This is a genomic window from Amycolatopsis sp. FBCC-B4732 (assembly GCF_023008405.1).
Lineage (GTDB): Bacteria > Actinomycetota > Actinomycetes > Mycobacteriales > Pseudonocardiaceae > Amycolatopsis > Amycolatopsis pretoriensis_A.
In genome coordinates this window covers 988,690-1,004,142 of the sequence record NZ_CP095376.1, presented here as the reverse complement: position 1 = coordinate 1,004,142, position 15,453 = coordinate 988,690, and the positions used below count along the sequence as shown (strand labels likewise).

The 15,453-nt window shown below is 70.8% G+C and carries 12 protein-coding genes; 8 read left to right on the top strand and 4 right to left on the bottom strand.

Features of this window, described 5'->3' with window-relative positions; translation table 11 throughout:
• Positions 1-55: 55 nt before the first annotated feature.
• Both MUY14_RS03755 and MUY14_RS03750 read left to right on the top strand, forming a co-directional pair.
• Entirely contained in the window at positions 56-1,690 is a 1,635-nt protein-coding gene (locus MUY14_RS03755) for a PucR family transcriptional regulator (RefSeq protein ID WP_247020819.1), read from the top strand.
• Positions 1,691-1,748: 58 nt separating this feature from the next.
• Positions 1,749-2,081 (top strand): SSI family serine proteinase inhibitor, encoded by a 333-nt coding sequence (locus tag MUY14_RS03750; protein ID WP_247020817.1) that lies wholly within the window; start codon positions 1,749-1,751, stop codon positions 2,079-2,081.
• Positions 2,082-2,169: 88 nt separating this feature from the next.
• Here the strand turns inward: MUY14_RS03750 and MUY14_RS03745 are convergent, their stop codons facing one another.
• From MUY14_RS03745 to MUY14_RS03735, 3 genes are all read right to left on the bottom strand, one after another.
• Complete coding sequence (locus MUY14_RS03745; RefSeq protein ID WP_247020815.1) at positions 2,170-3,489, bottom strand: DUF4153 domain-containing protein; 1,320 nt, start codon at positions 3,487-3,489, stop codon at positions 2,170-2,172.
• 838 nt (positions 3,490-4,327) lie between these two features.
• Positions 4,328-5,314: an ATP-binding protein gene (locus tag MUY14_RS03740; RefSeq protein ID WP_247020813.1), complete on the bottom strand. Its 987-nt coding sequence runs from the start codon at positions 5,312-5,314 to the stop codon at positions 4,328-4,330.
• The gene (locus MUY14_RS03735) at positions 5,311-5,985 is read right to left on the bottom strand and encodes a response regulator transcription factor (protein WP_360770362.1); all 675 of its coding nucleotides are present in this window, start codon (positions 5,983-5,985) and stop codon (positions 5,311-5,313) included. Before MUY14_RS03735 ends, MUY14_RS03740 begins: the two co-directional genes overlap by 4 nt.
• Before the next feature lie 241 nt (positions 5,986-6,226).
• On the opposite strand from MUY14_RS03735, the gene MUY14_RS03730 reads away from it, so the two are divergent.
• From MUY14_RS03730 to MUY14_RS03705, 6 genes are all read left to right on the top strand, one after another.
• Positions 6,227-7,783: an NCS1 family nucleobase:cation symporter-1 gene (locus tag MUY14_RS03730; RefSeq protein ID WP_247020809.1), complete on the top strand. Its 1,557-nt coding sequence runs from the start codon at positions 6,227-6,229 to the stop codon at positions 7,781-7,783.
• Between the two features lie 10 nt (positions 7,784-7,793).
• Complete coding sequence (locus tag MUY14_RS03725; protein WP_247025045.1) at positions 7,794-8,576, top strand: nitrilase-related carbon-nitrogen hydrolase; 783 nt, start codon at positions 7,794-7,796, stop codon at positions 8,574-8,576.
• Entirely contained in the window at positions 8,576-9,958 is a 1,383-nt protein-coding gene (gene hydA / locus MUY14_RS03720; RefSeq protein WP_247020807.1) for a dihydropyrimidinase, read from the top strand. The genes MUY14_RS03725 and hydA overlap by 1 nt, the downstream gene beginning before the upstream one ends.
• 7 nt (positions 9,959-9,965) lie before the next feature.
• Complete coding sequence (locus tag MUY14_RS03715) at positions 9,966-10,964, top strand: TIGR03842 family LLM class F420-dependent oxidoreductase (RefSeq protein ID WP_247020805.1); 999 nt, start codon at positions 9,966-9,968, stop codon at positions 10,962-10,964.
• 72 nt (positions 10,965-11,036) lie between these two features.
• Positions 11,037-12,497 (top strand): alpha/beta hydrolase, encoded by a 1,461-nt coding sequence (locus MUY14_RS03710; RefSeq protein ID WP_247020802.1) that lies wholly within the window; start codon positions 11,037-11,039, stop codon positions 12,495-12,497.
• Between the two features lie 58 nt (positions 12,498-12,555).
• Positions 12,556-14,235 carry a pentapeptide repeat-containing protein gene (locus MUY14_RS03705; protein ID WP_247020800.1) on the top strand — a complete coding sequence of 560 codons (1,680 nt, stop codon included), beginning with the start codon at positions 12,556-12,558 and terminating at the stop codon, positions 14,233-14,235.
• Here the strand turns inward: MUY14_RS03705 and MUY14_RS03700 are convergent.
• A complete protein-coding gene (locus MUY14_RS03700) occupies positions 14,217-15,446 on the bottom strand; it encodes a serine hydrolase (protein WP_247020798.1) in 1,230 nt (409 codons plus the stop codon). The two genes, MUY14_RS03705 and MUY14_RS03700, sit on opposite strands and share 19 nt — an antisense overlap.
• Positions 15,447-15,453 lie beyond the last annotated feature (7 nt).

The window sequence follows — 15,453 nt, the reverse complement described above, 5'->3', positions numbered from 1 at the left end:
ACGTGCTGCTCGGGGGGCGGCCTACTTTTGGCCGGATTGGTAACCCCGAGGAGCCATGTACCCCACCGTCGCCGAGGCGCTCGCCCTGCCGGTGCTGCGCCAGGGCCGCCCGCACGTCGTCGCCGGCGCGGCCGGGCTCGACGCGCCGGTGCGCTGGGCGCACGTCGCCGAGGTCGCCGACATCGCGCACCTGCTGCGCGGCGGCGAGCTGGTGCTGACCACCGGGGTCGCGCTGCCCGACGACGGCCCGGCGCTGGCCCGCTACGTCGCCGACCTGGCCGGGGTCGGCGCCGCCGGCGTCGTGATCGAACTGGTCCGGCACTGGAGCGACAAGCTGCCCGCCGCGCTGGTCGAGGCGGCCGAGGAACACGGGCTGCCGCTGGTCACGCTCTCGCGCGAGACGCGGTTCGTGAGCGTCACCGAGGCGGTCAACGGCCAGATCGTCGACGCCCAGGTCGCCGAGCTGCGCGCCGCCGAGCGCGTGCACGAGACGTTCACCGCGCTGACGGTCGCGGGCGCCGAACCCGGCGTCGTGCTGGGCGAGGTCGCCCGGCTCACCGAGCAGCCGGTGGTGCTGGAGACGCTGTCGCACGAGGTGCTCGCCTACGACGCGGCCGGCACGGACCCGGCCGAGCTGCTCGCCGGCTGGCCGTCGCGCTCGCGGGTGGTCCAGGTCGGCGAGCGGACCGGCTACCACCCCGCCTCGGGCTGGCTGGTCACCGTCGTCGGCGCGCGCGGGCACGACTGGGGCCGGCTGGTGCTCGTCTGCGCCGACCAGCCGCCGCACCGCCACCGGGTGGTCAGCGAGCGGGCCGCGTCCGCGCTGGCCGTGCACCGGCTGGTCGCCAAGGACTCCGACGGTCTCGAGCGGCAGGCCCACCGCGCGGTGCTCACCGAGCTGCTCGCCTCGCCCGCGCCGTCCTCGGAGCTGCTTGCGCGGGCGTCGGCGCTCGCCGTGCCGCTGACCGGGCGGCAGCTGGTCGGGCTGGCGGTCCGGCCGCGGCTGGCCGGCCACCGCCCCGCGCTGTCGACGCCGCCGGTGCTGCGCGAGCTGGCCGAGGCGACGGTGCTGGCGGCGCGCCGCGCGAAGGTGTCGGCGCTGGTCGCCACCGACGACCTCGGGGTGCGGGCGCTGCTCGCGCTGTCGCGGGAGGCGAACGCCGACGCCGTGCTGCAGCGGCTCGCCACCGACGTCCACGAGGCCCGGGGCAGCGCGCCGGGCGTGCTCGCGGTCGGCACGACGGTGTCGTCCCCCGCCGAAGCGCGCCGGACGCTGCAGGAGGCCGCGCACGTCGCGGCGGCCGCGCTGGGGTCGGGCGACGAGCGCGTCCTGCACCGGCTGTCCGACGTCCGCCTGCGCGGCCTGCTGCACCTGCTGGCGGGCGACGAGCGGGTGACGGCGTTCGCGCACCGGGAGCTGGGCCCGCTGCTGCAGCGCGACGCCGCTTCGGGCAGCCGGCTCGTCCAGGCTCTGCGGCACTACTGCGAGCAGGGCGGCAACAAGTCGGCGGCGGCGGCCGCCGCGCACACCTCCCGGACGGCGTACTACCAGCAGCTCGCGCGGATCGAGCAAGTCCTCGGCGTGCGGCTGGAAGACCCGGAGTCGATGCTCTCGCTCTACGTCGCCTTGCTGGCGTCGGACCTCACCCGTCCGAGCGAGGAAGACTCACCCGGACGTGGAGCACAGTGATCGCCCCGGGGCTGCCGATGACACCGATATGGCCCTACTCCCCTTCGCTGCCTGCCTGATGAGCTTGAGCTGCCTCGCGCCCGCGCAGCCGCCGGCGTCGACGCTGCAGCTGACCACCCACGACACCGCGAACCGGATCGGCTCGGTGGTGCTCACGTGCGACCCGGCCGGCGGCACGCACCCGAAGCGCGACAAGGCGTGCCAGGTGCTCTCCGGCGTGAACGGCGACTTCTCGCGGATCAACGCGCGCCACCAGGCGTGCACGCTGATCTACGCCCCGGTCGACGTCACGGTGGTCGGCTCCTGGCGCGGCAAGCCGGTGTCGTTCCGCGCGACGTACCCGAACCGCTGCGCCGCCGACCGCGACTCGGACGACGTTTTCGCCTTCTGAGCAGCGCGCGGAAGCCGCCGGACCGCCCCCACGACGGCCCGGTGGCTCCCGCGCACGTCGTCAAACACGCCTGACCGCCCGGTCCGGTTCAGCCGCAGCGGCCGAGAGGTACGTCACGTGCCGAGGCGCGCGCGAGGTTCCAGGCGGGCCAGCCGTCCGCGGCGTCGCCGGTCAGCACCTGCCGCAGCACGCAGGTGCGCAACGGTTCCGGCAGCCGCGCCTCGACCACCGGCACGACGTCGGCGGAGAACCCGGCCAGGTACCGGTGGTCCAGCGGCTTCCCGGCGGCGGCCCGATCGAGGTTGGCCCCGGCGATGAGCCGTTCCGGATCGAGCACGGCGAGCACGAGCAGCGCGACGGCGGCCGTCCCGATCGCGGCGCGCGGCAGCCACGACGAGCGCAGCCGGACCAGCGAAATCAGCACCAGGACGAAGACCGCGCCGAACCAGAGTTCGCAGACCTCGACCAGCAGCCGCAGCACGGTGAAGCCGTACGCCTCCTGGTAGGTCCCCATCCGGCTGAGCGCGGAGCCGACGAGCACGAGGCTCAACGCGCTCAGCGCACCGAGCAGCACGCGCTGCCGGAGCCGATCGGCCTTCGTCGTGTTCGGCGCCCAGCGCAGGGCGGCGGAGACGATGGCGAGCGTGAGGACGGTGACGGCGCAGAGCTGCCAGAAACCGCTCCGGGCGTACTCCGCCGACGTCAGGCCGCTGGTGCGCAGGACGTATCCGGTGCCGCCGAAGAGCACGACCAGCCGGACGGCGACGAAGACGCTGAACAGCACGATGAGGACGACGAGCGGGACCGTCCATTCCAGACCGTATTTGGTCCTCTTCGGACTTTCTCGTTCTGCTTCCGGTGCCGGCGCGGCCAAGAAGTAACTCGCTCCGGCGACGAGCAGCGCGACGACGGCGAAGACCACGCACCACCGCACGAGGACAGCGGGACTGAGATCGGGGACCACGGCGCTGACGACGGCGGCGAAGGCGGCGTCGGCACTGGCGAGCAGCGGCACGAAGACCGCCACGAGCACGGCGGCCCCGAGCACGGCGAGCGCGATCCGCCGGGCGACACCGTCCCGCCGTGCGGCGAAGCGCCCGAGCCCCCGGCCGGCCCACGGAACGGCGCGGAGGGCTTCGAGCGGGAGGGCGACCATGTCGTAGAGGACACTGTGGACGGTCCGCGGCCCGACAACGGCCAGCGACCCGGCCACGACGGCGGCGGGCACGCAGAGGGCGAAGAGCCAGCCGGAGGCCCGGAAGGTGCCTACGCCGAGGAGGGCGAGCCCGAGGACGGCCCAGCCCACACTGGCTGCGGTGAAGCGATCCCGGTTGGCCACGGTCACGGCGACGGCTACGGCTAGTCCGGCGAGGAGCCACCCGATCCCGGGGCGGTCCACGGGGAGCACGAGCGCTCCGGCGACTCCGGCGATGGCGGCAGCGGGGAGGACGGCCGGCGGTAGGGGGACGGTTGCGGACTTCGGCGGTGGGAGCTGGCGGAGGAGCACGGGCGGAGCCGCGACGGCTACGCCGCCGGCACCAGGGCTTGGCGCGCGCCAACCCGCGTCGCCGCGCATCGCAGAAGCCGCGCCATGCCTGCCACCCGCTGCACTCGCGCCGCCCGCCGCCCGAGCGCCGCTGGTCGCAGGCCTCGCCGAGCCGGTGCCACCGGCTCGGCCGCCAGCCGCACTACCCGCTGCCTCACCACCACCGGCCCCGGGCCCTGCCGCGCCGGCACCACCCGCTGCCTCACCACCACCGGCCCAAAGCCCCGCCTCGCCGAAACCACCCGTCTTTCGAGCACCGACACCCTTTGACCTCGCGCCGACACGGCCACCAACAGGTCCCGCCGCGCCGGCACTGCCCGCCGCCTCACCGCCACTGGCCTCGAGCCCTGCCGCTCCGACACCACCCGCTGCCCGAGCACCATCGCCCCCTGGCCCCGCCTCGCCGCCCCCACCCGTCGTCCGAGCACCGCCGACCCCGGGCCCCGCCTCGCCGATACCGCCGCCCGCGGGCCCCGCCGCGTCAGTGCCGCCAGCTCGCCCGCCTGTCGCACCCGCCGCCCCTCCGCCGTCCGCGATCGTCTGCCGCTTGCCCCGCGGCACACCTCGCCCGTCACCAGGTTTCCCCGGCCCACCCATGCTGCTCTTCGGCATCCCACCCACTCCTCACGTTCACGTTTGCAAATACCCCGGGCCAGAAACTCCTCAAGGTCGCGAATGAGTCATCCGCGGGCCCCCGAAGTCAGCCCACCGGCAACGTCACCCGGATCCGGCTCCCGGTCCCCGGCGCCGGATCCACCACCCCGATCGTCCCCCCGTGCAGCTCCACCGCCCACCGCGCGATCGCCAGCCCGAGGCCCGTCCCCCCGCCGGTCGACCGCTCCCCCCGCGTGAACCGCTCGAACACCCGCACCCGATCGGCAGGAGCGATCCCCGGCCCTTCGTCGCACACGTCGATGCGCACCTCGTCCCCCCGGACCTCGGCCAGCACCTGCACCGACCCGCCCGCGGGCCCGTGGCGGACCGCGTTCTCCAGCAGGTTCGCCACCACCTGGAACAGCCGCCCGCGGTCCGCGGTCACCAGCACGTCCGGCGCCGACACCGAAAATCGCACCCCGCGGACCAGCGCCGCTTCCGAGACCGCCTCGGAAAGCAGCTCCGACAGCGAAAACGACGTCCTGTGCAGCGGGATCGCCCCCGCGTCCAGCCGCGACAGGTCGAGGAGCTCGTCCACCAGCGTCGCCAGGCGCTCGGTCTGCTGCAGCGCCGTCTTCAGCGTCCCCGGGTCCGGCTCTTCGACGCCGTCGACCAGGTTCTCCAGCACCCCGTTCAACGCCGTGATCGGCGTCCGCAGCTCGTGCGACACGTTCGCGATCAGCTCGCGCCGCTGCCGGTCCGCGTCGCCGAGGTCGCCCGCCATCTGGTTGAACGCCGAAGCCAGCGAGCCCACCTCGTCGCGGGTCGTCGCCCTGATGCGGCGGGTGTAGTCGCCCTTGGCCATCGCCCGCGCGGCCGCCGTCATCTCGCGCAGCGGGCGCGTCATGCCGTGGGCCAGCAGCTGCGAGAGCACCAGCGCCAGCACCATCGCCGTGATCGTCGTCTTCGGCGGCAGCCAGCCGATCTGCCAGTTGAAGAACGCGAACGCGACCCCGCCGGACGCGACCATCAGGATCGCCAGCTTCAGCTTGATCGACCGGATCCGGTCCAGCGGCCGCGGTACGAGGTTCACGATCCCGCCTCCAGCGCGTACCCGACGCCGTGCACCGTGCGGATCAGGTCCGCCCCGAGCTTCCGCCGCAGCGCCTTGATGTGGCTGTCCACCGCGCGCGTCGCCGCGGACGTGCCGTGCACGTCCCAGTCCCACACCTCCGACAGCAGCCGTTCCCGCGGCTGCACCACCCGCGGCCGCCGCGCGAAGTGCACCAGCAGGTCGAACTCGATCGGCGTCAGCTGCGCCGCCACCCCCGCCCGCGCGACCCGCCGCTGGTCGACGTCGATCTCGAGGTCGCCCAGCACGATCCGGGTCCCCGAAGGGCCGGCGGAAGACCGCTCCACCCGTCGCAGCAGCGCGTGCACCCGCGCGGTCAAGACCCGCATCGAGAACGGCTTCGTCAGGTAGTCGTCGGCACCGACGCCGAGCCCGACCAGCATGTCCGTCTCGTCGGCGCGCGCGGTCAGCATGAGCACCGGCACCGGACGGCGCCCCTGGATCCGGCGGCAGACCTCCAGGCCGTCGAACCCCGGCAGCATCACGTCCAGCACGACGAGGTCCGGCTCCGCCGCGGCGTCGGCTTCGACCGCGGCCGGCCCGTCGTGGGCGACGTCCACACTGAACCCTTCGGCCCGCAGCCGGGCCGCGATCGACGCGGCGATCGTGAGGTCGTCCTCGACCACCAGCACCCGCCGCCCACCCAGTTCCATGGCCACGACCCTATGCACCCCCGGTGGAGACGGTCCGCGTGAAGTGTGGAGATCCTGTGGAGACGTTTCACCCGCTTTGCCGGTTCGTGACGGCGAGATGTGTGACGCAGGTCATGCACTCGGGAGCCCGTTCGCGCAATCGACAGACTGCACTCCAGGCCGTGGAAGAGTGAACACTCTGCCGTTGCCCCGGCGATGACCAGGCGCGCAGGATGCCGCAATGGCGCCGACACCCGCAGACCAGCGCGTGCACGACGACGGCCGGGTCGAGCTCGACACCGCCGCCGCCGGGTCTCTCGAAGGCAGCCGGTTCTTCAACGAGGAGCTGGCCCCCGTCCCCGTCGAAAAACGAACCTGGACCACTTACAACTACTTCGCGCTCTGGATGGGGATGGCGCACAACATCCCCAGCTACGCACTGGCCGCGTCGCTGATCGCCCTCGGCATGAACTGGGTGCAGGCGCTGCTCACGATCACCATCGGCAACCTGATCGTGCTCGCGCCGATGCTGCTCAACAGCCACGCCGGCACGAAGTACGGCATCCCGTTCCCGGTGTTCGCCCGCGCGTTCTACGGCCTGCGCGGCGCCAACCTGGCCGCGCTGCTGCGCGCGTTCATCGCGTGCGGCTGGTTCGGCATCCAGACGTGGGTCGGCGGCGAGGCCATCTACGTCATCCTCGGGCGCCTGCTCGGCTCGTGGTGGCGCGACTCGCCGGTGATCGCCGGGCAGCACTGGACGCTGTGGCTGTCCTTCGTGGTCTTCTGGATCGGCCAGATGCTCATCATCTGGCGCGGTATGGAGGCGGTCCGCCGGTTCGAGAACTGGACGGCGCCGCTGGTGTCCGTCGGCTTCCTCATCATGCTCGGGTACGTGCTGGTCAAGGCGGGCGGGCTCGGCCCGATCCTGTCCGACGGCGGGAAGCTCGGCTGGGGACCGGACTTCTGGAAGGTGTTCGCGCCGTCGCTGATGGCGATGATCGCGTTCTGGTCGACGCTGTCGCTGAACATGCCGGACTTCACGCGGTTCGGCGGCAGCCAGCGCAAGCAGGTCCGCGGCCAGATCCTCGGCCTGCCCACCACGATGACGTTCATCGCGATCGTGGCCATCCTGACGACGTCGGGCGGCCACGTCCTCTACGGCGAGGACATCTGGGACCCGGCGCAGCTGGCCGACAAGTTCACCAGCCCGGTCGTGGTCGTCGTCGCGCTGGTCGCACTGGTGCTGGCGACGATCTCGGCGAACCTGGCGGCCAACGTCGTCAGCCCGTCCTATGACTTCTCGAACGCCTTCCCGAAGAAGATCACGTTCGCGGTCGGCGGCGGCATCACCGGCGTCATCGGCGTCCTGATCCAGCCGTGGCGGCTCTACTCCGACCCGAACATCTACATCTTCGCGTGGCTCGGCTTCTACGGCGGCCTGCTCGGCGCGGTCGCCGGGGTGCTCGTCGCGGGCTACTGGGTGATCGCCCGCACCAAGCTCAAGCTGAAGGACCTCTACACACCCGATGGGGTGTATTGGTTCAGCGGCGGCTGGAACTGGCGCGCGCTGGTCGCGACGCTGGTCGGAGCCGTGCTGGCGGTCGGCGGAGCCTATGGCGGCCCCTTCCCCGACGGCGGCCTGATCCCGTTCCTCAAGCCCCTTTACGACTACAACTGGGTGGTCGGCTTCGTCGGCGCGTTCGTCGTCTTCGCCGCCCTGTCCGTGTCCGCAACGCAGAAGGAGGAGTTCAGTGAGCGTCGTCCGAGCCGGATTGATCCAGCAGCGGTGGACGGGTGACAAGGAGTCCATGATCAAGGCGGCGGTCGACCACATCGCCACCGCCGCCTCGCAGGGCGCCCAGGTCGTCTGCCTGCAGGAACTGTTCTACGGGCCCTACTTCTGCCAGGTGCAGGACACCGAGTTCTACTCCTACACCGAGGGCATCCCGGACGGGCCGACGACCAAGCTCATGCAGGAGGTCGCCGAGCGCCACGGCGTCGTGCTGATCGTGCCGATGTACGAGGTCGAGCAGCCCGGCGTCTACTACAACACCGCCGCGGTGATCGACGCCGACGGCACCTACCTCGGCAAGCACCGCAAGAACCACATCCCGCAGGTCAAGGGTTTCTGGGAGAAGTTCTACTTCCGGCCCGGCAACATGGGCTACCCGGTGTTCGACACCGCCGTGGGCCGCATCGGCGTCTACATCTGCTACGAGCGGCACTTCCCGGAGGGCTGGCGTGCGCTGGGCCTGGCCGGGGCGAAGATCGTGTTCAACCCGTCGGCGACCAGCCGCGGCCTCTCGCAGTACCTGTGGAAGCTGGAGCAGCCGGCGGCCGCGGTGGCCAACGAGTACTTCGTCGGCGCGATCAACCGCGTCGGCGTGGAACCCCTGGGCGACAACGACTTCTACGGCCAGACGTACTTCGCCGACCCGCGCGGGCAGCTGATCGGCGACGCCGCGTCCGACACCGACGACGAGGTCGTCATCCGCGACCTGGACATGACGCTGCTCGACGAGGTCCGGGATCTGTGGGCGTTCTACCGCGACCGCCGCCCGGACACCTACGGCCCCCTCACGGAGGCCTGATGACCACGCTCATCAAGGGCGGCCAAGTCGTTTCGCCGTCGGGCGCGCTGCTCGCGGACGTCCTGGTCGACGGCGAGACCATCGCCGCCGTCGGGGCGCCCGGCACGCTCTCCGGCGACGAGACGATCGACGCCACCGGCAAGTACGTGCTGCCCGGCGGCATCGACGCGCACACGCACATGGAGATGCCCTTCGGCGGGACGCACTCCGTCGACAGCTTCTCGACCGGCACCACGGCGGCGGCCTGGGGCGGCACGACGACGATCATCGACTTCGCCGTGCAGGCCAAGGGAACGTCTTTGCTGTCCACTTTGGACAAGTGGCACGCCAAAGCGGACGGCAACTGCGCGATCGACTACGGCTTCCACATGATCGTCAGCGACGTCAACGACCAGTCGCTGAAGGAGATGGAAGCCTGCGTCGACGGCGGCGTCGGCAGCTTCAAGATGTTCATGGCCTACCCGGGGGTGTTCTACTCCACGGACGGCGAGATCCTGCTGGCCATGCAGAAGGCGCGCGAGATCGGCGCCACGATCATGATGCACGCGGAGAACGGCATCGCGATCGACCAGCTGGCCGCGCAGGCGGTGGCGGCCGGGAACACCGACCCCGTCCAGCACGGTCTGACGCGTCCGCCGGAGCTGGAAGGCGAGGCGACGTCACGGGCGATCCAGCTCGCGAAGGTCACCGGTTCGCCGTTGTACATCGTGCACCTGTCGGCGTCGCAGGCACTCGCGGCGGTCGCGGAGGCGCGCAACGACGGCCAGAACGTCTTCGCCGAGACGTGCCCGCAGTACCTCTACCTGTCCATCGAGGACTTGGCCAAGCCGGACTTCGAGGGCGCCAAGTACGTCGCTTCGCCGCCGCTGCGGGAGAAGTCGCACCAAGCCGACCTGTGGCGGGGCCTGCGGACGAACGACCTGTCCGTGGTGTCCACCGACCACTGCCCGTTCTGCTTCAAGGACCAGAAAGAGCTGGGGCGCGCGGACTTCCGGGCCATCCCGAACGGGATGCCGGGTGTCGAGCACCGGATGGACCTGCTGCACCAGGGTGTCGTCGCGGGTGAGCTGACGCTCGGGCGCTGGGTCGAGACGTGCTCGGCGACGCCGGCGCGGATGTTCGGGCTGTACCCGCGCAAGGGCGTCATCGCGGCGGGCTCGGACGCGGACATCGTGATCTACGACCCGTCGGCGACGCAGACCCTGTCGGCCGAGACGCACCACATGAACGTGGACTACTCGGCGTACGAAGGGTTCGAGATCACCGGTCGCGTGCACACCGTGCTCTCCCGCGGGCGCGTCGTCGTGTCGCCTTCCGGCTTCTCGGGGAGCACGTCGCACGGCAAGTTCCTGTCGCGCTCGCTGAACCAGTACCTGAACTGAGGTGAGCATGGACTTCGGGATCGTGCTGCAGACGGACCCACCCGCACGGGACGTCGTGCGGCTCATGAAGGACGCCGAGGACGCCGGGTTCCGCTACGGCTGGACGTTCGACTCCTGCGTGCTGTGGCAGGAGCCGTTCGTCATCTACTCGGCGATCCTCGCGGCGACGTCGTCGCTGGTCGTGGGGCCGATGGTGACCAGCCCCGGCACGCGGGACTGGTCGGTGATGGCGTCGACGTTCGCCACGCTCAACGACATGTACGGCAACCGGACGGTCTGCGGCATCGGCCGCGGCGACTCCGCGCACCGCGTCGTCGGCAAGCCACCGTCCACTTTGGCCACCGTGCGCGACTGCATGCGCGTGGTCAAGGACCTCGCCGAAGGCCGCGCGGTGGAGATGAACGACAAGACCGTGCAGATCCCGTGGATCCGCAACGGCAGGCTCGAGATGTGGATGGCCGGGTACGGGCCGAAGGCGCTGCAGACGGTCGGCGAGCACGCCGACGGCTTCATCCTGCAGTGCGCGGACCCGGCGATCGCGCGCTGGACGATCGGCGCGGTGCGCGACGCCGCGCGGGCGGCCGGCCGCGATCCCGGCGGCATCACGATCTGCGTCGCGGCCCCGGCGTACGTCGGGGACGACGTGGCGCACCAGCGCGAACAGCTGCGCTGGTTCGGCGGGATGGTCGGCAACCACGTCGCCGACCTGGTGGCCCGCTACGGGTCTTCGAGCGCGGTGCCTCGCGAGCTGACCGACTACATCCGCGAGCGGGAGGGCTACGACTACAGCCACCACGGCAAGGCGGGCAACCCGTCGACGGAGTTCGTCCCGGACGAGATCGTCGACCGGTTCTGCCTGCTGGGCCCCGCGCCGGCCCACGTCGAACGGCTGCAGGAGCTGGCCGAGCTGGGCGTGGACCAGTTCTCGCTGTACCTGATGCACGACGACCGCGAGGCAACGCTGGCGTCGTACGGCTCGCAGATCATCCCGAAGCTCACCGCGTAGGGCCCGCCCTACCCCGGTTCCGGGGGTGCGCACCAGCGCGCCCCCGGTCCCGGTGCCGGGACGATCGGGGCCATGAATTCTCCGAAACTCCGTGTTGCGCTGGCTCTGGGGGCCGTCGTGGGTGCGGTCGCCTTGAGTGCGCCCGCGGCCGCGGCGAGCCCCACCGGAATCGTCTGGGAATCCGCGTGCGCCACCGGGTACCAATGCGGCCACCTCGACGTCCCCCTGTCCTATCAGGACTCGTCGGCCGGCACCGTGTCGATCGCCGTCGGCCGGTTGCCCGCCACCGACCGGGCCCACAAGCTGGGCACGATCTTCTACAACCCCGGCGGCCCGGGTTCGTCCGGCCGTTTCGCACCCGCGTTGACGCCGTTCCTGCACGAGCGCTTCGACATCGTCGGGTTCGACCCGCGCGGCGTCGGCGCCAGCTCGAAGATCCACTGCTTCACCGATCCTTCGCAGCTCGAAGTGCTCCAACGGGCGCTCGGCACCTTCCCGCTCACCCGGGCCGCCGAGCAGCAGCAGATCGCGGACACCCGCACGGTCACCGATCTCTGCGCACAGAACGCCGGCCCGCTGGCGAACCACCTCTCCACCGGGACGATCGCGCGCGACCTGGACCGGCTGCGAGCGGCGTTCGGCGAGCCGAAACTGCGCTACTACGGGAAGTCGTACGGCACCTACCTCGGCGAGACGTACGCCAGCCTGTTCCCCGGCCGGGTGGGTTCCCTGGCGCTCGACGCGGTCGACGACCCGGTGCGCTGGTCGACCGGCACCGGCCCGATGAGCTACCGGCTTCAGGGCTACGAAGACGGCCCACGCGCGCTGAAGTCCTTTTTGGACGCGTGTGCTTCCCGCTGCACGTCCGACTACGACGCGATCCTGGACCGGCTGACGACGGGCCCGATCACGGTGACGGACACCGCGGGCAGGCAGGTCGCCGTCACCTACCAGAGCGCGATCGCCACGATCCACAACTACCTGACCGACGCCCAAGCCGCACCGCAACTGGCGGCGTTCCTCCAGGCACTGGCGGACCCGGCGTCGCGCGCCCCGGCGTCAGCGGGCGGCCCGCCGGACGTCGACTCCCTGCTGGGCGGCGGCGCGACGCTGTGCTCGGACGCGGCGAACCCGCGCGATCCGGCCGTGTGGTGGGACTACGCGCGGAAGGCCGACCGGGTGGGCCGCGGCTTCGGGCCGTACGACGTCTACAAGACGCTGCCCTGCGCCACCTGGGACGTCTCGGACACCGGCCGCTACGCGGGTCCGTGGAACCGCCCGACGGCGCCGATCCTGCTGCTCGCCAACCGCCAGGGCGACCTCGAAACGCCGTACGCCGGAGCCCAGCGGACCGAGAAGCTGCTGGCCGACGCGCGCCTGCTGACGCTCGACACGTACGGACACGGGTCGAGGGGCAAGAGCGCGTGCGTGGACGCGTCGCTCGACCGCTACTTCGCCACCGGTTCGGTACCCGCGCGGGGCACGGTCTGCGCACCGGACCGGGGGCCGTTCGCTCGGCAGCAACAGAAGTAGAAGCGACGTCACGGCCGTGCGACTCGATCGGGAAGCCCCGCCTGCAATACTGTCGGTCATGGTCTCCTCGAGCAGCGGCAGGAAGAAGTCGGCGATCCCGCCGGGGTCCGCAGGAGCTTTCGCCGCGCTCGTCGGAGCCACCTCGCTGACCGGCTGGGTCGAGTGGAAGTCCGTCTGGGCCTGGGTGTCGGGCCATGTGGTTCCGCTGACGACTTTCACCGTCGCCGCAGTGCTCATCTCGCTTGCCGTCGTCCGCGCCCTCACCGATCACCGGCATCGCGACACCCGTCGTGATGTGCCGCCGTTGACGTGGTGGATGCTGGCCGGCGCGGTCGCCGTTGTCGCCACCGTCACGTGGATCGCGACCAGCGTTCTCCTCAACGAAGCCGATCGTGCGAACGATCGCGCTGCGGCACGGGTGGACGCGGTGAAGACCGGCCTCGGAGTGGCCGCGGGAACCGGCGGGATCTTCGCTTTGCTGCTGGCCGTTCGCAGGCAGTGGCACCAGGAGTTCACCACGTTGGAGACCGCTCGTGATGCCGAGTCGCGCCGCATCACGGAGTTGTACACCAAGTCAGCCGAGCAGTTGGGGTCCGAGAAAGCGGCGGTGAGACTGGCCGGGCTGTACGCGCTCGAACGACTCGCCGACGACAACGCGCACCAACGGCAGACCATTGTGAACGTGGTGTGCGCCTATTTGCGCATGCCACCGGAAGCCACGGCCACGCCCTCCGGTGATCGCGCCGACGACCGGCCTGACGGTGTCCAGGTCGGCGAGGCACAGATACGGCTACAAGCGCAACGCATCCTCGCGCGGCATTTGAAGGAGCGCGATCCCGCTGGGCGCACCGCACAGTCGTACTGGCGTGAGATCGATGTCGATCTCACCGGTGCGACACTTGTCGACCTCGACCTGAGTGGCTGCCACCCTCGTTCGATCACGGTCCACGGTGCGCGGCTCACCGGGAGCTCGGACCTGTCCGCCATCGCGGCAGACGACGTCGCCGACTTCTCGGATGCCGAGTTCCAAGGCACTACATCGTTTCGCGACGCTCGGTTCCCGGTCGCCGCCGACTTCTCCCGGGCGAATTTCCGCGACACCGTCGATTTCGACGGATCGCAGTTCGGCGGGATGGCGAAGTTCACCCATTGCCACCTCGAGAAGAAAGCGTCGTTCAGCGGCGTAGTGATCACCTCGGACGCCGACTTCCGGGAGATCAAGTCCCGTGGGTTCATGGACTTCGGCTCATCCAGCTTCGGAGGAACGACAGACCTCCGGCAAGCACAGATCCAGGGAGCGGCGGCCTTCCGGGAGGCTGTTTTCCTTGACGACGTCTTGGCTCAAGGCGCCCACTTCGCCTCCTCGGCGGATTTCGGCGATGCCCACTTCAACCGAACGGCCCGGTTCGACGGCGTGCGATTCAACGGGCGAGCACTGTTCGGCGGATGCAGTTTCGCCGCTACCGCCGGTTTCGAGCAAGCCAGGTTCAACGCGGAGTTCACCTTCCGCCGGGTCAAAAGCGAGAGTCACGCGAAGTTCGCGGGCAGTCCATGGGTCCGGACGGACGTTGCTCCTTCAGTGCAGCGCACCAGGTTCCCACCCAAGGGGTTCCGGCTCACCGAAGTGACTTCGGCGCCTCGATCGGCGACGAAGGGCGATTGGGCACGAATGACCGAAGAGCCAGATGCACCACAGCAAGCCGGAACTCCTCCGGAAGCTCAGTCCACCAGCGCCTGATAGACCAGCTGCCGCAACTGCGGTCGCAGCCGGTAAGTGCTCGAAGGCAACAGCTGCGTGTAAAACCCGACCGTCAGATCCTCATCCGGATCCACCCAGAACGCCGTCGAAGCCGCCCCGCCCCAAGCGAACTCCCCCGCCGATGACAACGTCCGGGCCTTCACCGGGTCCTCCAGCACCGAGAACCCCAGCCCGAAACCGTGGCCGTCGAATGGCATCTCCGCGAACAGCGGGCGCCCGAACGCCTCCAAGTCCACTCGCCCCGGCAGGTGGTTCGAAGCCATCAGCGACACCGTCCGCGGGGACAGCAGCCGAACTCCGTCGAGTTCGCCGCCGCGCAGCAGCATCTCCGTGAAACGCCAGTAGTCGCCCGCCGACGACACCAGTCCGCCGCCGCCGGACAGGCAGTCCGGGCGGGACGTGCCCGCGCGGCCGAACGCGTCGTTGCGGACCGCGCGGCCCGATGCCGGGTCGCGCACGTACATCGCGGCCAGCCGCGGCAGGGAAGGAGCCACGAACGCCGTGTCCGTCATGCCCAGCGGCGTGAAGATCCGCGACGAGAAGAACTCGTCCAGTGGCAGGCCCGACACCACTTCGACCAAGCGCCCGAGCACGTCGGACGCGATCGAGTAGTTCCACTCCGCGCCCGGCTGGAACACCAGCGGCAGCTTCGCCCACTGCTCGCAGCACGCCGCCAGGTCGAGGCCCGGCGGGGTGCTCCACTCGAAGCCCGCCGCCCGGTAGATCGCGTCCACCGGGTGGCCGTGGTGGAAGCCGTACGTCAGGCCCGCCGTGTGCGTCAGCAGGTGCCACACCCGGATCGGCGACGTCGCCGGCTCGGTGAGCGGCGACAGCGCCGACCCCTTGACGAACACGCGTGGCGAAGCGAACTCGGGCAACCAGCGTGAAATCGGGTCGTCCAGCTCCAGCAAGCCCTCTTCGGCCAGCATCATCGCCGCCACCGAGGTGATCGGCTTGGTCATCGAGAAGATGCGCCAGAGCGTGTCGGTCTCCACCGGGAGGTCCGCTTCGACGTCGCGGTGCCCGCCGCGGCCGACGTGGACGATGCGGCCGTGCCTGCTCACCACCGCGAGCCAGCCCGGTAACCGCCCGTCCTCGACGTACCGGTCGAAGTGCGCGTCGAGCCTGGTCAGCCGGTCCACGTCGAACCCGGCTTCGGCCGGGTCGACTTCCACCTTGAGTTCTGCCATGCCGCGA